The sequence below is a fragment of the Cupriavidus sp. Met-2 genome (assembly GCF_049843575.1).
GTDB lineage: Bacteria > Pseudomonadota > Gammaproteobacteria > Burkholderiales > Burkholderiaceae > Cupriavidus > Cupriavidus metallidurans.
This window is the reverse complement of the sequence record NZ_JBBHZL010000005.1, coordinates 1-20,317: the sequence shown is the minus strand read 5'-3', so window position 1 is coordinate 20,317 and position 20,317 is coordinate 1. Positions and strand designations below refer to the sequence as shown.

At 65.5% G+C, this 20,317-nt stretch carries 17 protein-coding genes; 6 read left to right on the top strand and 11 right to left on the bottom strand.

The genetic code is table 11. The annotated features are described in order from the left end of the window. From WD006_RS12670 to WD006_RS12650, 5 genes are all read right to left on the bottom strand, one after another. Positions 1–1,059 (bottom strand): ABC transporter ATP-binding protein, encoded by a 1,059-nt coding sequence (locus WD006_RS12670; RefSeq protein ID WP_029306382.1) that lies wholly within the window; start codon positions 1,057–1,059, stop codon positions 1–3. Further along, entirely contained in the window at positions 1,052–1,927 is an 876-nt protein-coding gene (locus tag WD006_RS12665; RefSeq protein ID WP_029306381.1) for an ABC transporter permease, read from the bottom strand. The genes WD006_RS12670 and WD006_RS12665 overlap by 8 nt, the downstream gene beginning before the upstream one ends. A 133-nt stretch (positions 1,928–2,060) precedes the next feature. After that, on the bottom strand, positions 2,061–2,879 hold the full coding sequence (locus WD006_RS12660; RefSeq protein ID WP_008641400.1) for an ABC transporter permease: 819 nt from the start codon (positions 2,877–2,879) through the stop codon (positions 2,061–2,063). A 23-nt stretch (positions 2,880–2,902) separates the two neighbouring features. Continuing rightward, positions 2,903–3,925, bottom strand: a complete 1,023-nt coding sequence (locus WD006_RS12655; RefSeq protein WP_011519266.1) for an ABC transporter substrate-binding protein — start codon at positions 3,923–3,925, stop codon at positions 2,903–2,905. Positions 3,926–3,987: 62 nt separating this feature from the next. After that, positions 3,988–5,064, bottom strand: coding sequence for a substrate-binding domain-containing protein (locus WD006_RS12650; protein WP_029306380.1), 1,077 nt, complete (start codon positions 5,062–5,064; stop codon positions 3,988–3,990). A 295-nt stretch (positions 5,065–5,359) separates the two neighbouring features. Here WD006_RS12650 and WD006_RS12645 point away from each other — a divergent pair, with 295 nt between their 5' ends. The 3 genes from WD006_RS12645 (at position 5,360) to WD006_RS12635 (ending at position 9,215) form a co-directional block, all read left to right on the top strand. Then, positions 5,360–6,940, top strand: coding sequence for a DUF1800 domain-containing protein (locus WD006_RS12645; RefSeq protein ID WP_029306379.1), 1,581 nt, complete (start codon positions 5,360–5,362; stop codon positions 6,938–6,940). An 18-nt stretch (positions 6,941–6,958) separates the two neighbouring features. Continuing rightward, complete coding sequence (locus tag WD006_RS12640) at positions 6,959–8,251, top strand: DUF1501 domain-containing protein (protein ID WP_011519263.1); 1,293 nt, start codon at positions 6,959–6,961, stop codon at positions 8,249–8,251. A gap of 199 nt (positions 8,252–8,450) precedes the next feature. Beyond that, the gene (locus WD006_RS12635; RefSeq protein ID WP_011519262.1) at positions 8,451–9,215 is read left to right on the top strand and encodes an EAL domain-containing protein; all 765 of its coding nucleotides are present in this window, start codon (positions 8,451–8,453) and stop codon (positions 9,213–9,215) included. Between the two features lie 27 nt (positions 9,216–9,242). Here WD006_RS12635 and WD006_RS12630 read toward each other — a convergent pair whose 3' ends face one another. After that, positions 9,243–11,723 (bottom strand): penicillin-binding protein 1A, encoded by a 2,481-nt coding sequence (locus tag WD006_RS12630; protein ID WP_011519261.1) that lies wholly within the window; start codon positions 11,721–11,723, stop codon positions 9,243–9,245. A gap of 316 nt (positions 11,724–12,039) precedes the next feature. Here WD006_RS12630 and WD006_RS12625 point away from each other — a divergent pair, with 316 nt between their 5' ends. Further along, positions 12,040–13,101 (top strand): porin, encoded by a 1,062-nt coding sequence (locus tag WD006_RS12625; protein ID WP_011519260.1) that lies wholly within the window; start codon positions 12,040–12,042, stop codon positions 13,099–13,101. 126 nt (positions 13,102–13,227) lie between these two features. Here the strand turns inward: WD006_RS12625 and WD006_RS12620 are convergent, their stop codons facing one another. Further along, positions 13,228–13,542 (bottom strand): hypothetical protein, encoded by a 315-nt coding sequence (locus WD006_RS12620; protein ID WP_008641381.1) that lies wholly within the window; start codon positions 13,540–13,542, stop codon positions 13,228–13,230. Between the two features lie 519 nt (positions 13,543–14,061). On the opposite strand from WD006_RS12620, the gene WD006_RS12615 reads away from it, so the two are divergent. Continuing rightward, positions 14,062–14,214, top strand: coding sequence for a hypothetical protein (locus WD006_RS12615; protein ID WP_155714383.1), 153 nt, complete (start codon positions 14,062–14,064; stop codon positions 14,212–14,214). A 4-nt stretch (positions 14,215–14,218) separates the two neighbouring features. On the opposite strand, the gene WD006_RS12610 is transcribed toward WD006_RS12615, so the two are convergent. From WD006_RS12610 to WD006_RS12595, 4 genes are read right to left on the bottom strand one after another with little or no spacing between them, the layout of a single operon-like run. Next, complete coding sequence (locus WD006_RS12610) at positions 14,219–14,872, bottom strand: DUF2459 domain-containing protein (protein WP_035822426.1); 654 nt, start codon at positions 14,870–14,872, stop codon at positions 14,219–14,221. Positions 14,873–14,876: 4 nt separating this feature from the next. Next, entirely contained in the window at positions 14,877–16,103 is a 1,227-nt protein-coding gene (gene chrA / locus WD006_RS12605; RefSeq protein WP_011519256.1) for a chromate efflux transporter, read from the bottom strand. 48 nt (positions 16,104–16,151) lie between these two features. Then, positions 16,152–17,525, bottom strand: coding sequence for an ATP-binding protein (locus WD006_RS12600; RefSeq protein WP_011519255.1), 1,374 nt, complete (start codon positions 17,523–17,525; stop codon positions 16,152–16,154). Next, positions 17,522–18,229 carry a response regulator gene (locus WD006_RS12595; RefSeq protein ID WP_011519254.1) on the bottom strand — a complete coding sequence of 236 codons (708 nt, stop codon included), beginning with the start codon at positions 18,227–18,229 and terminating at the stop codon, positions 17,522–17,524. Before WD006_RS12595 ends, WD006_RS12600 begins: the two co-directional genes overlap by 4 nt. Before the next feature lie 238 nt (positions 18,230–18,467). Between WD006_RS12595 and WD006_RS12590 the strand changes: the two genes are divergently transcribed. Then, positions 18,468–20,195, top strand: a complete 1,728-nt coding sequence (locus WD006_RS12590) for a glycosyltransferase family 39 protein (protein WP_011519253.1) — start codon at positions 18,468–18,470, stop codon at positions 20,193–20,195. The last annotated feature ends 122 nt before the right edge of the window (positions 20,196–20,317 follow it).

Here is a 20,317-nt window from a genome sequence, read left to right as displayed (position 1 = left end):
TCATGCCGCTTCGTGAAGCGTGATCAGATGATCCGTGTCGATCCGCAGGCCGACACGTTCACCGGCCTGCCATGCATCGCGGCGGGCGGTTTCGACAACCATCGGCTGGCTGGTCCCCACGTCCACCAGCAGGCGGGTGTGGTTGCCAAGAAAGAGCGCGGTGACGACGGTGCCTTCCACATGGGCTTGATCGGCCTGAACCAGCGCCACGTCCTCGGGGCGGAACATCAGGCGTGCCTGCGCTGAGACCGGGGCATCGTTCGGGGCGGCCATCGGCACCGTACCGCCCGGCACGCGCCAGCGTCTGGCTTCGGCCACGGCGGGCAGATGGTTCATCGTGCCGATGAAGTCGGCCACGAAGGCATTCGCGGGCGAGCGGTAGATCTCCTGCGGCGTGCCGGCCTGCGCAATGCGGCCCTTGTCCATCACGATGATGCGGTCGCCCAGCGCCATGGCTTCGGCCTGGTCATGCGTCACATAGACGGCCGTGATGTGCAGGCTGCGTAAAAGCTGGTTGATGTCGGCGCGCAGCGCGTCACGCAGCTTGGCGTCGAGCGCGGTCAGCGGCTCATCCAGCAGCAGCACGCGGGGCTGTACGGCGATGGCGCGTGCCAGCGCCACGCGCTGGCGCTGGCCGCCGGAGAGCTGGTCGACGCGCCGGTCAGCGAATGGCTCCAGGTGCATCATCGCCAGCATGTCATTGACGCGGCGCTTGCGCGTGGCCGAATCAGTACGACGCACCCGCAGGCCGTATGCGATGTTCTCGGCCACGGTCATGTTCGGGAACAGCGCGTAGTTCTGGAACACCATGCCGACGCCGCGCTGTTCGATTGGCTGGTCGGTGACGGCGGTGTGCCCGAACCAGACTTCGCCCCCGGCATCGGGTTGCTCCAGGCCGGCGATGATGCGCAGCGTGGTGGTCTTGCCGCAACCCGACGGGCCGAGCAGCACCACGGTTTCCCCCGCGCCGATATCGAGGTCGAGCGGCTGCAGGGCGGTCGTCCCATCGGCAAAGGTCTTGGCGCAGTGGCGCAGGCGGATTGCGGTGGGCTCATGCATGGCGGGTCTCGGCGGATTGGGGTACGGCAGTTACCGGCAGGTCGGCGGTGGCTTCAGGTGGGGGAGCGTGGCGGCGGGCACGCGCGCCCAACGCGCTCAACGCCTGCATGAACACCAGCAGCGGAATGATCATCACGAAGAAGACGATGGTGTAGGCCGAGCCGATTTCCAGCCGCATGGACGCGTAGCTGTCGGCCAGCCCAACCGGGAGCGTTTGCGTGGTGGGCGTATGGAGCATCCACGTCAGGTTGAATTCGCCCACCGACAACGTCACCACCATCAGCGCGCCGGCCAGGATGCCCTGGCGGCAATTGGGCAGCACCACCGTGAAGAAGCGCTGCAGGCGCGTGGCGCCCAGACTCGCGGCAGCATCCTCGATCGTGCGGATGTCAATGGCGGAGAGAATCGCCAGCACCGATCGGACCATGAACGGCAGCGTGAACAGCACGTGTCCGATCAGGATAAACACCCAGCTCGTCCGCAGTGCCTGCCAGCCGCCGTAAAGCAGGATCAAGCCCAGTGCAGTGGCCAGCCCAGGCACGGCGACGGGCAGCATCAGCAGTTCCTCGATCAGCCGGGTCACGCGGTTGCGCCGCAGCGCCATGTAGTACGCGGCCGGCACGCCGATCACGAGGGTGCAGGCCAGACAGGCCAGCGCGATACCCAGCGAAAGAAAGATCGTGTTGCGGTAGAGCGACCAGACTTCGACCAGCCAGCGGGTAGTCAGGCCGCTCGATAGGCCGACAAAGATGTTGTTGGTCAGGCCGGCGAGCACGGACAGCACCACGGGCACCGTCATGAACGCGCAGACCGCGAGTGTGAGTGTCAGTTGCAGCCAATAGGCGGTGCGGCGGGGTTTTGAAGTCATCGGGCATCCTCGGCAGGCATTGAGGCGCTATCAAAATGCAGCGAAGCGGTGCTGGCTAGACGCGCGGCCGCAGACATTGCAAGTGTTACGGCAAGGCCGCGCAACGACGCCAGAATCATTTTGATAGGGCCTTTTAAGCGGTAGCGGCGACCGCATCGCCGGAGTACCAGCGGGCCAGTGCCAGCAGCATCCAGGTGACAGCACCAAGCAGGATCGACAGGGCGGCGGCCATGCCGAAGTTCGCGTAGTTGGTGAACTCGTTGTAGATCGTCAGCGGCAGCACGTCGAGCTGGGTGGCCAGCGTGAAGGCCGTGCCGAACGCGCCCATGCTGGTGGCAAAGCAGATTGCGCCGCTCGATAGCATGGCCGGCATCAGCGCAGGCAGCATCACGTCGCGCACCACGTGCCAGCGGCTGGCGCCGAGTGAGCGCGCCGCTTCCTCCAGCGAGGTGTCGAGCTTGTCGACGGCGGCCATCACCGTCAGGATCACGCGCGGAATCGAGAAATACAGGTAGCCAACGAACAGGCCAGCGAGGCCGTAGGCGAAGGTCCAGCGTTCGCCGGTCAGCGCATCGCCAATCGAAGCCAGCAGGCCGTTGCGGCCCCCAAGCATGATGACCATGAAGCCGATCACCACACCTGGGAAGGCCAGCGGAAACGTCAGCATTGCCACCAGCACTGGTTTGCCCGGCACCGGATGGCGTTGCAGGAACGTGCCCGATATGCCGGCGATCACCAGCGTCGCCAGCGTGACCAGCGCCGAGAGCAGCACGGTCACCATCAGGCTGTGCAGGTAGCGGCCGCTGGTCAGCACGGTCCAGTAGACCCCCGCGCCGTCCTTGCCGGTCAGGCTGACTTCGATCAGCCGTGCCATCGGCAGGCAGAAGAACGCCAGGAACACGACGAGCGCGGGCAGCGCGAACAGGAAGAGGGCGGGGGATCGTCTGGTCATGATGGAGTCTGGCGGCGCCTGGATCAGCGGACTTCCTTCAGGTACTGCTCGCTGAAGGCTTTCTGCACCTGAGCCATCTTGCCGAAGTCGACCGGCTTGGCGCGAGCGTACTCGGCGGCGGGCAGGAAGCGCGACTGCACGTCCTTCGGCATCGGCACGTTACGCACCGGGCGAAGGTAGGCGTTGGCCCACAGCGCCTGGCCCTGGTCGGACAGCACGAAATCAAGCACCTTGCGGCCTTCGGTGGCATGGGGCGCGTTGTTGACCAGGCTCATCACGTAGGGCACCACCAGCGTGCCTTCCTTCGGAATCACGAACGCCACGTTGGCGTGATCCTTGTACTTGGCGCGATAGGCGTTGAAGTCATAGTCGAGCAGGATGGGAATCTCGCCAGACAGCACGCGCGCATAGGCGGTCTGCTTCGGCACGATCGGCTGGTTCTTCTGCAACTCGCGGAAGTACTTGAAGGCCGGGCCAAAATTGTCCAGCGTGCCACCCATTGCCTGATTCACCGCCACGGCGCCCACATAGCCGACGAAGGCGCTGGCCGGGTCGAGGTAGCCGATCAGGCCCTTGTATTCCGGCTTGAGCAAGTCGGCCCATGACTGCGGCACGGGCTTGCCACGCAGTGCGTCGACGTTAACCATGAAACCGAGCGTGCCGGAGTGGATCGCGAACCAGTTGCCCTGCGGGTCCTTGAGACCGTCGGGAATGTCGTTCCAGTTGGCCGGCTTGTACCCTTGCGTCACGCCATCGGCCTTGGCCTGGATGCCGAACGTCACGCCCAAGTAGGTCACGTCGGCCACCGGGCTGGCGCGCTCGGCAACCAGCTGCGCCAGCGACTGGCCGGAGTTCTTGTTGTCGAGTGGCACGGTGATGCCGGTCTTTTCCTTGATCGCGCGGATCTGCGCGGCCCAGTCGGCCCATTCGGGCGGGCAGTTGTAGCAGATGGCGGTTTGCGCGGCCACGCCCTGGCTGAAGGCCGCGGCGGTTGCGGTGATGGCCAGCCAGCGCAGCGGACGGCGCCAGAAGGATTGCGTCGACATGTGAAGCTCCCTGGTTGAAGGTTGAGACGGCAAGTGGTGCGTATGGCGCTTGTAGGCAGGTTTTATCGCGGCGCGCTGACGGTACCGTCAAGGCGCAGCATGTGTGGCAGCAGGAAAGCGCCTTCTGCTGCGTCATCGTGGTTCAGGTTGCGATGCTGGAGCCGTTGCAAAAGCTGGTGAACGGCTTGCGCGCCGATCTCGGCGTTCGGCTGCATGACGGTGGCCAGCGGCGGCTCCACCAGCGCGCCAAGCGCGATGCCGTCATAACCGAGCACCGATACGTCGCCCGGCACGCGGCGGCCCAGCCGCTTGAGATCGGAAATTACGCCGATCGCCAGCAGGTCGTTGGTGCAGAAGAATGCGGTGGGGGCGTCGGCACGCGTCATCAGTTCGCGAATCTGCGTGGCATTGCTGGCCGTGTGCGACGGCAGGCAGACCGGGGCGAGCGGCGTCAGATCATGCGCGCGCATCGCGTCCTCATAGCCTGCGAAGCGCTGCCGCGCGCGATCGGAGGCCATGAAGGCGCCGGAGATCACGGCGATGCGCTGGTGGCCCGCGGTGATCAGCGCCTTGACGCCCTCGCATGCACTGGCGCGGTTGTCGACGGACACCGAGTGCCGGCCTGGAACCGATACCTGGTTATAGGCCAGCACGTAGGGCACCGACTCCTTGTCGAGCTGGTCGAGAACGAGGCTCTGGGCGGCATCCGAAACGGTCAGCACCATGCCGTCGACACGATGACGGAGCAGATATTCGATCCGCTCGCGCTCGCGTTCGGTGTCGTAACCGCTCGTCACAAGCATCAGCGAGTAGCCCGCGACCATCGCCGATTCCTCGATGCCGCGCCAGCATTCGGCGAATACCGCGTTTTCCAGCGTGGGCAGCATGACGCCGAGAATGCGGGTCTGCTGCGCGCGCAGCTTGGCGCCGAGCAGGTTGGGGCGGAACGACAGCCGCTGCGCGGCCTCGTGAACGCGGTTGGCGGTGGTTTCCCTGACGAGCTGCGGATGGCTGAACACACGCGAGGCGGTGGCCAGCGATACCTTCGCCGCGAGGGCGACGTCGGCCAGTGTCACACCGTGACCGGGCTCGGCGGAGGCAACGCTTTGCGACAACACGGTTCGGCGGGACGGCGCCATGGGCTTCCTCGTCGGGGGGTGGGGGCATGCAGCGATGAAAACGTTTTCATTGAAGCGCCGAAAAATCAGGCGTCAAGGTTTTCCGTTGCTGCGATGCCGCATCGTCGATGCGATTCGCCCGGGCCCTGCGCCTGTCATGAAGCCGAATTCTCGGATGCGAGTGTGACCGGGCGATGACAGGCCCAGGCGGAAAGCTCTCGTAACAGACTCGGTACCTTTGGCCGTCAACCAACCGCATCGTCCAGGCGTCAAACCGGCATTCCCATCTGTATCTGTCATAGAAGAGGGTGTCCTCATGGTTAACCCCAAATCGAGCGCACGGAAGTGGCAGCGCCTGCTGGCGCTGCTGGCCACGGCAACGTTCCTGGCGGCCTGCGCCCAGACGCCGCCATCGGGGGCGACGCAGCTCGGCAGCCTGTCGTCGGCCGACCTGCGCTGGCTGAACACGGTCAGCTTCGGCGCTGACCAGGCCAGCGTGCAGCGCCTCCAGACGATCGGACGCGAGCGTTATCTGGAAGAGCAGTTGCACACGCCGCTGGCAGACCCGCAACCGGTGGCGGCGGCAATCGCGGCGCTGCCCGTCAGCCAGGGCGATGCCGTACAGCGCCAGCAGGCCGTGCGCGCCGAGCGGGAGCGCATCAACACGCTTACCGACGAATCCGAGAAGCAGCAGGCGCGTCAGGCGATCAACCGCCAGACGCGGGAACTCGTGCTCGACACCGAGCGTCGTCATCTGCTGAGGGCGTTGTACTCGCCCGGCCAGTTGCGCGAGCAGATGACCTGGTTCTGGATGAACCACTTCAGCGTCTATGCGGCCAAGGGGCAGGTCGGGTCGATGCTGCCCGAGTATGAGGAGCGCGCGATCCGTCCGCACGCGCTGGGCAAGTTCCGGGACCTGGTGATGGCGACGGTGACGTCGCCGGCCATGCTGGTGTATCTGGACAACGCGCAGAGCGCGGCCAATCGCATCAACGAGAACTACGCGCGCGAGCTGATGGAGTTGCACACGCTGGGCATATCGGGCGGACCCAGCGGCTCGCGCTACACGCAGCAGGACGTGCAGGAACTGGCACGCGTGCTGACCGGGCTGGGTGTGAACCTGCGCGGAGAGCCGCCGAAGCTAGGGCCGGCGCGCGCGGCCATGTATCGCAGCGACGGGCTGTTCGAATTCAATCCGAATCGCCATGATTTCGGTTCCAAGGTGCTGCTGGGCCAGCGCATCGAGCCCACTGGCTACAGCGAGGTGGAGCGGGCCGTGACCATCCTGTCGCGCGATCCGGCCACGGCGCGCTTTATCTCGGCGAAGCTGGCCACGTACTTCGTGTCCGATACCCCGCCGCAGGCATTGGTCGACCGGATGGCCGCCACGTTCACGCGTACCGACGGCGATATCGGCGCGGTGCTGCGGACGATGCTGCTGTCGAAGGAGTTCGACAGTGCCGCGGCCCACGGCGCGCGCAAGTTCAAGGATCCAATGGTTTTTGTGGTCTCGTCGATACGCCTGGCCTATGACGGACGGCCAGTCACCAATCTGCGTCCGATAATCAACTGGCTCAATCAGTTGGGCGAGCCGCTGTATGGCCACGTGACGCCGGACGGCTACCCGGCCGCCGAAAGCGCGTGGGCCAGTTCGGGCCAACTGGTGCGGCGCTTCGAGATCGCGCGGACCATCGGCAACGGCCCGGCGGGCCTGTTCACTGGCGAGGATGGCCAACCCACGCAGCGGCGTGGTTTTCCGATGCCGAATAGCCGCATGTTCTACGACACGATCGAAGCCACGCTGGGCCCCGCCACGCGCGGCGCGCTGGCGCAGGCCGGGTCTCAGCAGGAATGGAATGCGGTATTGCTGAGTTCGCCCGAATGGATGCAACGTTGAGTGCGCAAGGAGCATGTCATGAATCGACGTGATTGGCTCAGGACCCTGGGTGGCGCGGGGCTGGCCCTGACGCTGCCGACGATGTCGTCGCGCGTGTTCGCGCTGCCCGCGCAGGCCGATGCGCGCTTCCTGCTGGTGTTCCTGCGCGGTGGCTACGATGCGGCCAACGTTCTGGTGCCGGCGGGCAGCGATTTCTACTATGCGTCGCGGCCGACGATCGCCATCAAGCGTCCGGTGGCCGACGGTGCGTCGCCCGATCCGGCTGCGTCGCTGCCGCTGTCGGCGGACGGTTGGGCGCTGCACCCGGTACTGGGCACGACGATGTTGCCGCTGTGGCAGCGCCAGCAACTGGCGTTCATCCCGTTCGCGGGGACCAGTGACATGTCGCGCAGCCACTTCGAGACGCAGGACGGCATCGAAGCCGGACTGGCGGGTGATGGGCACGGCGGCGGCATGCCACGCGGAAGCGGTTTCCTGAATCGCCTGGCGCAGTCGATGGGTGGTCAGGCGGCTCCGGTGGCGTTTACCGATGGCTTGCCGATGGTGATGTCGGGCGCGCTCAGCGTGCCAAACGTGTCGCTGAAGGGCACCGGGCGTACGCCATTTGACGCGCGCCAGACCCAGATGCTGGCGCAGATGTACAAGGGAACACGTTTCGAGTCGCTGATTGCCGAGGGCTTCGAGCTGCGCCAGACGGTTGCCGAGCAGGCCGAGGCGATGCGCAAGCACGAGGCCGCGATGCGCAGCGCGGAGGGTGAGTCGATGTCGGGCCGCATGGACGAAATGCAGGCGGCCAACCGGCGCGCGCTGAGCGCCCGTGGCTTCGAGCAGGAAGCCCGCCGCATGGCCGGGCTGATGCGCGATAAATTCAATATCGGTTTCATCGATGTGGGCGGCTGGGACACCCACGTCAATCAAGGGGGCGCGCAGGGCCAACTGGCGAACCTGCTCGATAACCTGGGGCGCGGCATTGCCGGATTTGCCGAAGAGATTGGCCCGACCTGGCGCAATACGACGGTGGTGGCGATCTCGGAGTTCGGCCGAACGTTCCGCGAGAACGGCACGCGCGGCACGGACCACGGTCATGGCACGGTGTACTGGGTGGCAGGCGGCAATGTACGTGGTGGCCGCATCGTCGGCGAGCAGGTCGCGGTGACGCAGGCCTCGCTCAATCAGAACCGGGACTATCCCGTGCTGAACGACTACCGCGCTGTGCTGGGGGGTGTCTTCCGTCGTCTGTATGGCCTGGACGATGCGCGTCTGGCGCAGGTGTTTCCGGGGACGCGCTCGCGGGATATCGGTCTGGTGTAGCGCTGAGGGTGTGGTGGCAAATGCGGTGGCAGCCGGGGGCAGGGGGTGCGAAAGTGGGGGGTGATGCCCCCGTCAAGTAGGGTGCGTTGTGGCTCAAGTGGCGGAGGAGTTATGCCGATAGCTGCGGTGGGAGCGGATTCTTCCGATAGCAAGATCCGCATGAACCAACGCCAGTTTGAGTGCAAGCCTTGTCGCCACCATGACGCCAACCATCGCCGATTGCCTCGAACAAAGGTACCTGCGACCGGTTTTCCAGCCGATCGGGTCGCTCGCCACTGGCGACATCCTCGGGTATGAGGCACTGATACGCGGCCCGGTGGGCACGCCGCTGGAGAACCCTGTCGCCCTGTTCGCGGAAGCGGCCAGGGCGGGGGCGCTGGTGCGCATGGAGCGGCTAGCCGCGCGCACCGCGATTGCCGCATTCATGCAGGCGCGCCTGCCCGGCAAGCTATTCCTGAACTACAGCGCGGACTCCCTGCGTGATATCGAGGACACGCGGGAGGATGTGCGCAACTTCCTGCAGCGCGTGGACATGCCTTCGGACCGCATCGTGCTGGAGCTGACCGAGCAGGCACCACTGGGGCCGCTGGAATCGCTGACCAAGGCCGTCTTCTCGATCCGCGCGCGCGGCGCGCAGTTCGCGCTCGACGACTACGGCACCGGCCATGCCAACCTCGGCCAGTGGATCGCGATGAAGCCCGATTACGTGAAGATCGCCCGCGTCGTCATCGACGGCATTGCCACGTCGACGTTCCAGCTCGAAGCCGTGCGCGCGCTGTGCAAGCTGGCGAAGCTCAGTGGCACGAAGCTGGTGGCTGAGGGCATCGAGCGCGTGGACGATCTGCTCGTGTGCCGCGAACTCGGTATCGACTATGCGCAGGGTTACCTGTTGGCACGTCCCGCCGAGGTACCGGCGTTGACATTGTCGGAGGAGGCGCTGCGCGCGTTGCGCGCGGCGCCCTGAATCACTGCCAGCGTCTGTGTGGCTGTGTCAGTGCGCTGTAGCCGGCGCCGCATCCGACTGAGCCGGCTCGCCGGCCACCGAAGGTGCCACTGGCGGTACGGGCGAGACCACCGGCACGGACGGCGCTGATGCCGGGATGGCAGGCGCGGTTGGAGCGGCCGGGGCTGCCGGGGCGCTTGCGGAAGACGACGGTGGCGTGGCTTCCACCACTTCACCCGGGTCGAGTGCCATGCCGCCGTCGGCGATTGCCGCCGATGCGCTGGCCGGTGGCAATGCGTCGTTATCGGTCTCCGGCAGTGCCGGGCGGCGCGGCGCCGGACGTGGAACGGGCGCGGCGTCTTCCTTCTTGCCGGCGCCGAACAGCTTCTGGTACCAGCCCTTGATCTGATCGGTAATCGCGGAGTACCAGGTCTTCTCGTTGGATTCCGCGAAGCGCACGCGCGGGTCGATGATCCTCGCGCGCAGGGCCCGTTGATAGAAGTCACCGACGATCGGCAGCGCGCTATGTGCGCCCTGGCCCCAGTAGTCGCTACGTAGCGTCACGCGGCTGTCGTTGAAGCCGACCCATGCGCCGGCCACGAGCTGGGGATGCATCAGGATAAACCAGCCGTCGGCGTTGTCCTGGGTGGTGCCGGTCTTGCCCGCCACGTCGGCACGGATGCCGAAGCGGGTGCGGATCGCCGTGCCGGTGCCGCGGTCGATCACGTCGCGCATCACGTCGACGAGCGTCTCGTTGGCCGAGGTCGACAACGCGCGTTGCGGTGACGGATCGCGGAACTGCGCCAGCACATTGCCTTGCTGGTCCTCGATCCGCGTGACCATGGTCGGCGCGAGGTATTGCCCGCCATTGGCGATGGTGCCGTAGGCGCTGACCATTTCCTTGAGCGTCACCGGACTCGTGCCCAGCGCCAGCGATGGCACGGCTTCGAGCTTGCTGTCGCGCACGCCCATCGCACGGGCCAGTTGCGCCACGCGGTCCGCGCCAATCGTCTGCACCAGTTGGGCGGTGATCGTGTTCTTCGAGTAGACCAGACCGTCACGCAGGCTCAGCGCGCGGCCCGTGGGCGGCGATTCATCGGTGGGGCGCCAGATTTCGCCACCGGCCAGCTTGATCTCGACCGGCTGGTCGATAAAGGTCTCGTCGGGACTCTGCCCGCGCGCGAACGCGGCGCCATAGACAAAAGGCTTGAACGTGGAACCGGGCTGGCGACGCGCCTGGGCTACGTGGTCGAACGCGTCGACTGTGAAGTCGCGGCTGCCAACCCAGGCCTTGATTTCGCCGGTTGTCGGGTCCATCGCCATGAAGCCCGCCTGCACGCGCGTCTTCTGCTCGCGCAGCGCCTGCATAAAGGGGCGATCGGCCATCAGGCGCTTCAGCGCGTCTTCCTCGCTCTGGCCGCCAGCCACCGCGGCGCGGAACTCCGGCGTTTCGCGCACGAATGCCTGCACCAGACCCCGGCTCTCGGACCATCCCGCGCGCGGTGCCCAGGCAGCGTTGGCGATCGATTGCAGTTGGTTGCCCTGGCGCGTCAGTGCCTGGGTGGCCATGGTCTGCAGACGCGAATCGATCGTCGTATGGATGACCAGGCCGTCGGTATAGAGGTTGTAGTCGTTGCGGTCAGCCCAGGTAATCAGCCATTTGCGCAGTTGCTGGGCGAAGTGGGGTGCGGGGCCGGGTGCCTCGATCTGGCGCTCGAAGTCGATGCGCAGTGGCCGCTTCTTCAGCGTCTCGAAGCGGGCCGGGTCGAGCTTGCCGCGTTTCACCATCTGGGCCAGCACCGTGTTGCGGCGATCCAGCGCGCGCTCGGGGTTCAGCACCGGGTTGTAGTAGCTGTTGCCCTTGAGCATCCCGATCAGCGTCGCGGCTTCCAGCACGTCGAGCTTGTCGGCGGACTTGTCGAAGTACGTGCGCGCGGCCATCTCGATGCCGAACGCGTTGTACAGGAACGGCACCGTGTTGAGGTAGGTCTCGAGGATCTCGTCCTTCGAGTAAAGCGCTTCGATCTTCAGTGCCGTGATCGCTTCCTTGAGCTTGCGCGTCAAAGTGGGCGCGCGGCCGATCTCGTCCGGGTAGCGGTTGCGCGCCAGCTGCTGCGTGAGCGTGGAACCGCCCTGGCGGTCGCCCGAGAACGTATGCAGCGCGGCCGAGGCGGTGCGCCGCCAGTCGAGCCCGTGGTGCTGGTAGAAGCGGTGGTCCTCGGTGGCGATCAGCGCGTCGACCACATTGGGCGAGATCTCGGAAAGCTTGACCCAGTCGCGGTTGGCCCAGCGGTAGACCGCGATTTCCTTGCCGTCGGCCGACAGTACCTGCGCGGGCTGTTCGGACTTGGCCTTGCGGATGTCGCTGATGCCCGGCGTGAACGGGATCAGCAACAGGATATAGAGCAGCACCAGCGCCGGGATGGCGGCCACCGCCAGCACGACCTCGCGCCGCGTGGGACGGCGCAAATGCTGACGGATCAGCGACAGGCGTGAGGCGATGAAGGTCTTGATGGAATCCAGGCGCATTGACACAGGCACCTCGGTCCCGTTGCGCGCTGTCATCGGGGCGTCAAATGCCGTTCTCGGAAAAGTGTGAATGCTACCAAATTGTGGGCAGGGAAAACCCGAATCACGCATCGTCTGAAAGCACAACCCTCTATGAGGGTGGATTCCTGATACGGCAATAACTCTAGTTACGACACAAGAATTTCATACTGGATTGGAATAATTGCGATGCGCCCCTATCGGTCACCGCTCGCCGGCGTTGTGTCGCAAGCACTTTCCGGACGACTGCGGAGCGGGGAAGCATCTCAATGTCTTAAACAAAACAGAGAAATATACAGTGAAGAAAGCTCTATTTGCCTTGGCGGCTGCGGGTACGTGCGCCCTGTCCGGCGTTGCATCGGCACAAACCGCCTCGAACGTGACCCTGTACGGCATCGCCGACGCAGGTATTGAATTCGCTACCCATTCCCCGGGTGGCAACGGTGGTACCGCGGTGCGCGTGAGCTCGGGCAACATGTCCGGTTCGCGCTGGGGCCTGCGTGGCGTAGAAGACCTGGGCGGTGGCCTGAAGGGTATCTTCACGCTCGAGTCGGGCTTCGACATCGACACCGGTTTGTCCGGCCAGAGCAGCCGACTGTTCGGTCGCCAGGCCTTTGTGGGCCTGCAGGGCGGCTTTGGTGCTGTGACCCTGGGCCGCCAGCAGAACGCGTTGTATGACCTGTTCGGTGCCTACGACCCGATGGGCGTGGGTCCGAAGTACTCGCTGAACTCGGTTGACTCGGGCTTCAATGGCCGCGCCGACAACTCGCTCAAGTACACGGGCAAGTTCGGTGGCCTGACCGGCACCGGGTACTACAGCACGGGTGCCAACAATAACGGCGAAGTGCCGGGCAACTACAAGGCTGGTCGCGCATTCGGCGCCGGCCTGGCCTACACCGCCGGCGCCTTCTCGGTCGGCACCGCCTATGACCAGACTCAGAGCGGCACGCCGGCCATCTCGGACCGCGCCATCAAACGTCTGGCCGTCGGTACGTCCTACGACTTTGGCCCGGCCAAGGTGTTCGCCGGCTATCGCTGGATGCGTGACGATGGCGTGGCCACGGCTGCTACTGCCGCCGCGCGCAACAATGTCTACTGGCTCGGCGGCCTGTACCGCGTGACCCCGGCCCTGTCCCTGACTGGTGCCGCGTACTACACTGATGCGCATGAGAGCAACAACGATTCGTGGATGTTCGTGCTGTCGGCCGATTACGCCTTCTCGAAGCGCACCGATGCCTATCTGAACGTGGGCTACGTGACCAACAAGGGCGCATCGAACCTGGGCCTCAACGGTGCTGGCACGGCTATCGCCGGTGCCAACCAGACCGGCGCCATCGCAGGCATCCGTCACCGCTTCTAAGCATCCACGATCCGGCTAAAGGGAGGCACCGACAGGCGGGGCCTTTCCCCCCGTCCTGCCGGATAAAAAAACGCCCCTGGACCGACTTGGCGGCCCAGGGGCGTTCTTCGTTTTCAGCGGGGGCTTTTACTGGGCGGGGGGCAGCGCGGCGCGCGCATCATGATCGCGCAGGCGCTCCAGCGCGCGTGTCAGGCGGGCACCTTCCTCCACGTCTGTGGTCGTGTGCAGCGTTTGCACCGCGTGCAGCAACTGCTTCTTGTCGGTCGCATTCATCTTGCCACCGGCTTCCATCGCTTCGAGTTCTTTGTCCACGCGCTTGCCAAGCTTGCGTACGAATTCGGGATCGAGCTGCCCCTGACTGGCACTGTGGGCAATGTGATAGATCAGGGCGGCCAGCCCCTCTGGAGTTGTCTCGGTCACGGCAACGGCATCGCGTTTCATACGTACTCTCCGGGAAGCAGGTTGTTTCATTCTAGCGAGTGGATGGCGCCACGATAACGGACGCAACAGAAATAAGCGTGGATCTGATCCACGTGTGCGGTATCAGGCTCGGCAGCGTCTTATTTCCTAAATATTGCAGCGTCAGAATGTCATCCGTTGTTGGCCCGCTGAATAAGTCGGGAATCCAGATGCGACCGGAGGGGTTGCCGCGGGCCGACTTCGCTATCGCCGGTATCGTCCATGGAGGCCCGCAGAGACACCAGGATGGGCAGGTGGCGAATTGACACAAAGTACGCGGGGCATGGAGCCGTCTTCCGAGACGGCTCTATTTGTTTCCGGACCGCCACAGCCGGCTCGGCACTCTCTTTTCACGGCGCTACCAACGCCACTTGCCAGCGTCTTCTTGTTCACCCGCTGTAGGAGATAGGCCGATGGCGGCGCCCAAGGACCGCTATCTAAACTGGCCGCGTATTGTTTTTTTGTTCTTTTGTTCTTTTGCACATCCAGGAGGGACACACCATGTCCAGACTCATCATGATCCTGATGCTGCCGATCTGCGTTGCCGGTTGCGTGTCGTTCAGCAGCAGCGATCCCAGTCCTCCACAGAAGACTACCGTGGTGACGCCGGCCCCGGGTACCACGACAACGATCTGCAGTCCGGCGCCGTGCTAGTGGCCTAGCGCGCGGGCTGCGCGATCTGCCGGACCTGTCGCATGACACCGTCGGCGAACAGCACGGGACCAAGAATCGGGATGCCAGCCGCGCGCAAGGCGTCGGCGGTCCAGGTATTGCACGTATAGAAGCCGTCATAGTCCGCCGTGGCGCCGAAGTAGAGGCCACCTGGATAGGGGCCCTCTCCAAGGCTGATCGGCGCACCGGTATCGTTGGTCTGCACGGCGTTGCCCAGGAATTCCCGTAGCCGTTCCATGCCGGGCTCGCTGACGTCGAGCCGCACCACGTTGTCCGCGCCGAATGCGGCGGCCGGCGTATCGCGCAAGACCGTCAGCAGGATGGCGCCTGCGCCGGGGAGCAGCGCCGAGAGCAGCGTCATCGGGCCGCGCTCCCGACTGAGCAGGTAGTGTCGATCGCCAAAGCCGAAACATAGGTAACGCGAGTCCCCGTACCCGATCACCAGCCGCATCAGGCGCGTATCCGCATCCTCGGTGCGGATGCAGACGTCGGTGTGCCAGTCGCGCTCGACCACGTCGATGGTGGTGGCCGGGTCATTCGCAGCAGGGGTTTCGGTGGAGGCGGCGCAGCCCGACAGCAGTGTGATCAGCGCGGCGATTGCCACGCGGGCGCAAGGGCGAGCCAGCCCCGCGCGCTTCATTGGCTCAGGCCACCCCGCCCACATGCATCCCCCAGCCCGCCAGCGCGCAACCCGTCACCACGGCCCACGGCGGCACGCGCCACACGGTCAGCGCAGCCAGAGCGAGCAGTGCCAACGCGAAATCGGCGGGGGCATGGATCGCGCTGGTCCAGACCGGCTGATAGAGCGCGGACAGCAGCAGGCCCACCACGGCCGCGTTGACACCCGCGAGCGCCGCACGCGTGCCCGCGTGGCGGCGCAATCGCTCCCAGAACGGCAGGGCGCCAAAGACCAGCAGGAAGGAGGGCGCGAAAATCGCCAGCAGACACACGATGCCGCCGATCCAGCCAGTCGGCGCGGGCCCACCGGCTGCGCCGAGGAACGCCGCGAACGTGAACAGGGGACCCGGTACCGCCTGCGCGGCGCCATAGCCGGCCAGGAAGGTGTCATTGTTCACCCAGCCTGTGGGTACCACTGTCGCCTGCAGCAGCGGCAGTACGACGTGTCCGCCGCCGAACACCAACGCGCCGGCACGGTAGAACGCATCGACCAGCGCCAGGGCATGGTTCGGAATCAAGCTGGCAACCACGGGCAGGCCGGCCAGCAGTCCCGCGAACAGCAGCAGGAATCCGATTGCCGCGCCATGCCCAACGGGTATCGACAGTGGTTCGTGTGGCGGGACCTGTGCGGTGCGGAAGCGCTGCGCGCCGACCATCCCGGCGACCACCATCACACCGACCTGGCACCACGGCGAGGGGATCAGTGTCACGGCCACGGCGGCGAGAATCATCAGCGTGATGCGCGGAGCGTCGGGGCACAGCGAGCGCGCCATGCCCCAGACCGCCTGCGCGACCACCGCCACCGCCGCCACCTTGAGCCCGTGCAGCGCGCTCGGTGGCACCAGATTGCCATAGTGCGACAGGCCCAGCGCGAACAGGATCAATGCGATTGCCGATGGCAGTGTGAAGCCGACCCACGCGGCCAGCGCGCCGGGGTAGCCGGCCCGCGACAGACCGACCACCATGCCTACCTGGCTGCTGGCCGGGCCGGGCAGGAACTGGCATAGCGCGACGATATCGGAATAAGCGTGTTCGGTGAGCCAGCGACGGCGCGTGACGAAGGCGTCGCGGAAGTAGCCCAGATGGGCGACCGGCCCGCCAAAGGAGGTGAGACCGAGCCGCAGGAAGACAAGGAAGACCTCCCAGGCGCTTTGGCTGGCGCGATGGGTTTCGGTGGCGCGGAGCGTGCTCATGCTGGATGCTGGTTCTGACGATTTCCCGTCATTGTGGGCCAATGCCGATCAATACATGCCATTGAGGCGGATGGCAGCCACCAGTCCACTGCCGTCGCCGGCCTGACGGTTGGCGAACTCCAGCGCGAGCCCATGCAGCACGGCCACACGGCGCGCGATCGAAATCCCGAGTCCGTTACCTTGCTCCTGCTGGCCTGCGGCGCGGAAGAAGCGGTCGCCGAGCCGCCGCAGCAGTTCCGGTGCTACGCCCGGGCCACGATCGGACACGGTAATCCGGTCAGGTTCGAACGCCAGCGTCACCACCGTGCCAGCCGGACTATAGCGGATGGCGTTGTCCATCAGATTACGAAGCATCGTGCCGAGCAGTGTTGGGTCGCCGTTGACAGGTAGCGGTTGCTGGCCTGCCGGAGGCCACAGCACTTCCATGTCGACGTTGCGCCGTTCGGATAGCAGCAGGCAATCCGACAGCACCTGCCGCGACACCTCCCGCCAGTCCACCGGGCCACGCGTGGGCGGCGCCTCTTCGTCCTCGAGCCTGCTCATCGTCAACAGTTGCGAGACCAGCCGGCTCATACCGTCGATGCCGGCCTCGACGTTGGCGGCGGCGCGGGAGCGCTCGGTCGGATCGTCGGAGCGGCGTGCGACTTCCCACTGGGCCTTCAGGGCCGCCAGCGGCGTGCGCAGTTCGTGCGCGGCATCGGCGGTCAGGCGGCGTTCATGTTCGAGCAGCGCCGTGGCGCGGCTCAGCAGCTTGTTCATTTCCGTCACCAGCGGCACGAGTTCGCGCGGCACCTCATGCAGTGTCAGCGGGGTAGGATCGCCCGGTACGCGCGCGGCAATGGCCTGCGACAGCGTCAGCACGGGATGCAGGGCGCGGCTCACGCCCCAGAGCAGCAGCGTGGTCAGCAGCGGCAGACCAAAGACCCAAGGCAATACCTGCGCCTGCAGATACGCGACGATCAGTTCGCCACGCTCGGCCTTGACCTGACCGACGCATACGCGCCAGCCTTGTGCCGGGTCGTTCAGGTAGTAGAGCCGCCAGGGCACGCCGTCGATCTTGCGCTCGGTGAACCCCTGGACGTCGGGCAACCGGGGCAGGTGATCTCCGTCCGGGTCGATGTGCAGGGGCTCCCCGTCGGGGCGCCATGCGGCGATCGCCAGATCACCAAGCCCGGCCGACCCCTCGTCGACCAGATCGGCATCTCCGGGGATCGGCCCGTTCGCCGCCGGCGGCGCCGGCGAGGTTTGCGTATGCACGCGCGGCAGCAGGGCCTGCATCTGCTGGGCCATGCGGACCATCGCGGTGTCATAGAGCTCGTTGATTTCTTCCTGGGCGCTCAGGTAGATCAATGCGCTGGTCAGTACCCATGCAAACGTCACGGCGGCCAGGACGGCCAGGATCAGCCGCCGCCGCAGCGTCATGCGCGATCCCCGCCCTCGGGTTCCGAGGTGCCGATCTCGATCGCCTCGAGCGTGCCCAGGGTGTAGCCGGCGCCGCGCAGCGTGCGCACGATGCCGGGATGGAGCTTCTTGCGCAGGTGATGGATGTGGACTTCCAGCGTGTTGCTTTCGGAGCCTTTGTCCCAGTCATAGAGCTTGTCGCGCAGGAATTCGCGCGTCAGCACACGGTTGGGGTAGGTCAGCAACAGTTCCAGCAGCATGGATTCCCGGCTGGTCAGGTCCACGGCCTTGCCGTGCCAGAGCGCCAGGCGCGCAGCGGGCTGGTACTCGAGTGGGCCATGACGCCAGACGGGCTCGGGCATCCCGGCCGCGCGGCGGGTGACTGCGCGAAGCCGGGCGGCCAGCTCGTCCAGTTCCACTGGCTTGACCAGGTAGTCATCGGCGCCGGCGTCTAGCCCGGAGATCCGGCTGGCCACGGCATCGCGCGCGGTCAGCACCACGACTGGCATCTGCCGGCCCTGCTGGCGCCAACGGCCAAGCAACGCCACGCCATCGTCGTCTGGCAGACCAAGGTCCAGCACTACGGCGTCGTAGTGCATCATGCCAATGGCACGGTCGGCTTCAGCGGCGGTGCCAAACCAGTCCACGGCATGACCTATCAGTTTCAGGCCGCGCTGGAGCCCGTCGCCGAGCATCGGGTCGTCTTCAACAATCAGGATTCGCATCTTATAGTGACTGAAACGGCTGTTTGAGATAGTGGCACCAATCGCGCCGTAAGGTCCATATCAGCCGCTGGAAAGCGTAGCATCGCAGGCTGTGTGTCGCATTATTAATCTGACGTTAACGTTTCTCTCATAATCTGCGCGCTATTTTTAGCCGGTGTCATCGCGAACGCCGGCTTTTCTGGGCATGGCGTCGCGCCAGAGATTTCCCTGATAGCCCACCTACCCATCCCTCCCTTTCATGCCGCAACCCACCTCTCAGCAACGCGCGTCCGTCGCATCCTCGCAGTCGACCCAAGGGGCGGTCGGCTGGTCGGCCGCCACAGGCTGGGTCGTGCTGTTTGTCGCCGTGGCCCTGGTGGTCTGGTTCGTCTCGCTGGACATGCGCCATCTGGTCGGGCCCGACGAAGGGCGCTATGCGGAGATTTCGCGCGAGATGTTCGCCTCGGGTGACTGGGTGACGATTCGTTATAACGCGCTGAAGTATTTCGAGAAGCCGCCATTCCATATGTGGGTAACGGTGGTGGGCTACGAACTCTTCGGGCTGGGCGAGTGGCAGGCACGGCTGGCCGTGGCGCTGTCCGGGTTGCTCGGCATCGGCGTGTCGATGATGGCCGCGCGTCGCTGGTTTGGCGCGCGTGCCGCGGCCTTCACCGGCCTTGCCCTGCTGGCCGCGCCGATGTGGAGCGTGGCGGCCCATTTCAATACGCTCGACATGACCCTGGCGGGCGTGATGTCCTGCGTGCTGGCCTTCATGCTGATGGGCCAGCATCCGGACGCCTCCGTGGCGGCGCGGCGCGGCTGGATGGTCGCCTGCTGGGCCGCGATGGGCGTGGCCATCCTGACCAAGGGGCTGGTGGGCATCGCGCTCCCGGGGCTGGTGCTGGTGGTCTATACGCTGGTGACGCGGGATTGGGGCCTCTGGCGCCGCCTGCATCTGGCGCTGGGCGTCGTGGTGATGCTCGTGATCACGGTACCGTGGTTCTATCTGGTATCGGTCCGTAACCCCGAATTTCCGAACTTCTTCTTCATTCACGAGCACTGGCAGCGCTACACGTCGAATATCCACTCGCGGTCGGGCTCGGTTTTCTACTTCCTGCCGCTGGTCATCGGCGGGTTCCTGCCGTGGGCGGGCATCTTCCCGAAGCTGTGGACCGCCATGCGCGCGCCGGTCGAAGGCACGCAGGCACGCTTCCGTCCGGCGCTGATGGCCGGCATCTGGGCCATCGCGATCTTCGTGTTCTTCAGCATTTCCCGCTCGAAGCTGCCGGGCTATATCGTGCCGGTAATCCCCGCGCTGGGCATTCTCGCCGGGGTGGCGCTCGATCGCCTGAGCCCGCGTAGCTGGGGCAAGCAACTCATCGGCATGGCCATCGTGGCGGCTTGCGGGCTGCTGGCCAGTCCCGTGGTGGCCACACTCAATGCCAACCACATTCCCAATTCGTTCTACCGCGCCTACGCAGTCTGGGTGGCCGTGGCCTTTGTCGTGATGCTGCTGGGCATCGCGGTGGCCCGCCTGCTGCTGCGCCGTGGCGTGCTGCCCAGCGTGGCGGTCTACGCGATGGGCATGTACCTGGGCTTCACCGTGGCGCTGCTTGGCCACGAGACGGTCGGCCGCCCGGCGTCGGGCGCCGATATCGCGCCGCAGATCGCGCAGAAGCTGACGCCGGAGATGCCGCTCTACGGCGTGCAGATGCTCGACCATACGTTGCCGTTCTACCTGCGTCATCCGCTGATGATGGTGGGGCAAGCCGACGAACTGACGTTTGGCGCGACGGTGGAGCCGCAGCGCGTGGTGCCCGATGTCGACAGTTTCACCAAGCTCTGGAAGAACGGCCAGCCGGCCATGGCCGTGATGTCCCCGGACACCTATCTGGCGCTCGCGCCGACCTTGTCGATGTACGTGGTGGCGCGTGACTGGCGTCGCGTGGTGGTGGCGAACGTGGCATCGCTTGCCGGGCCCCAGTAAAACCTGCTCCGAATAACTCCCCGGCTGGCTTCAGGTCGGTCACTATCAATTTGGTTTCATATATATCCATGCAGCAGAAGCGAGTCCTGATTCTTGGCATCAACGGCTTCATCGGCCACCAC

Excerpts from the sequence above, each read along its gene's own strand:
- WD006_RS12670 (WP_029306382.1), bottom strand. The coding sequence starts at position 1,059 with ATGCATGAGCCCACCGCAATCCGCCTGCGCCACTGCGCCAAGACCTTT.
- WD006_RS12665 (WP_029306381.1), bottom strand. The coding sequence starts at position 1,927 with ATGACTTCAAAACCCCGCCGCACCGCCTATTGGCTGCAACTGACACTC.
- WD006_RS12660 (WP_008641400.1), bottom strand. The coding sequence starts at position 2,879 with ATGACCAGACGATCCCCCGCCCTCTTCCTGTTCGCGCTGCCCGCGCTC.
- WD006_RS12655 (WP_011519266.1), bottom strand. The coding sequence starts at position 3,925 with ATGTCGACGCAATCCTTCTGGCGCCGTCCGCTGCGCTGGCTGGCCATC.
- WD006_RS12650 (WP_029306380.1), bottom strand. The coding sequence starts at position 5,064 with ATGGCGCCGTCCCGCCGAACCGTGTTGTCGCAAAGCGTTGCCTCCGCC.
- WD006_RS12645 (WP_029306379.1), top strand. The coding sequence starts at position 5,360 with ATGGTTAACCCCAAATCGAGCGCACGGAAGTGGCAGCGCCTGCTGGCG.
- WD006_RS12640 (WP_011519263.1), top strand. The coding sequence starts at position 6,959 with ATGAATCGACGTGATTGGCTCAGGACCCTGGGTGGCGCGGGGCTGGCC.
- WD006_RS12635 (WP_011519262.1), top strand. The coding sequence starts at position 8,451 with ATGACGCCAACCATCGCCGATTGCCTCGAACAAAGGTACCTGCGACCG.
- WD006_RS12630 (WP_011519261.1), bottom strand. The coding sequence starts at position 11,723 with ATGCGCCTGGATTCCATCAAGACCTTCATCGCCTCACGCCTGTCGCTG.
- WD006_RS12620 (WP_008641381.1), bottom strand. The coding sequence starts at position 13,542 with ATGAAACGCGATGCCGTTGCCGTGACCGAGACAACTCCAGAGGGGCTG.
- WD006_RS12615 (WP_155714383.1), top strand. The coding sequence starts at position 14,062 with ATGTCCAGACTCATCATGATCCTGATGCTGCCGATCTGCGTTGCCGGT.
- WD006_RS12610 (WP_035822426.1), bottom strand. The coding sequence starts at position 14,872 with ATGAAGCGCGCGGGGCTGGCTCGCCCTTGCGCCCGCGTGGCAATCGCC.
- chrA (WP_011519256.1), bottom strand. The coding sequence starts at position 16,103 with ATGAGCACGCTCCGCGCCACCGAAACCCATCGCGCCAGCCAAAGCGCC.
- WD006_RS12600 (WP_011519255.1), bottom strand. The coding sequence starts at position 17,525 with ATGACGCTGCGGCGGCGGCTGATCCTGGCCGTCCTGGCCGCCGTGACG.
- WD006_RS12595 (WP_011519254.1), bottom strand. The coding sequence starts at position 18,229 with ATGCGAATCCTGATTGTTGAAGACGACCCGATGCTCGGCGACGGGCTC.
- WD006_RS12590 (WP_011519253.1), top strand. The coding sequence starts at position 18,468 with ATGCCGCAACCCACCTCTCAGCAACGCGCGTCCGTCGCATCCTCGCAG.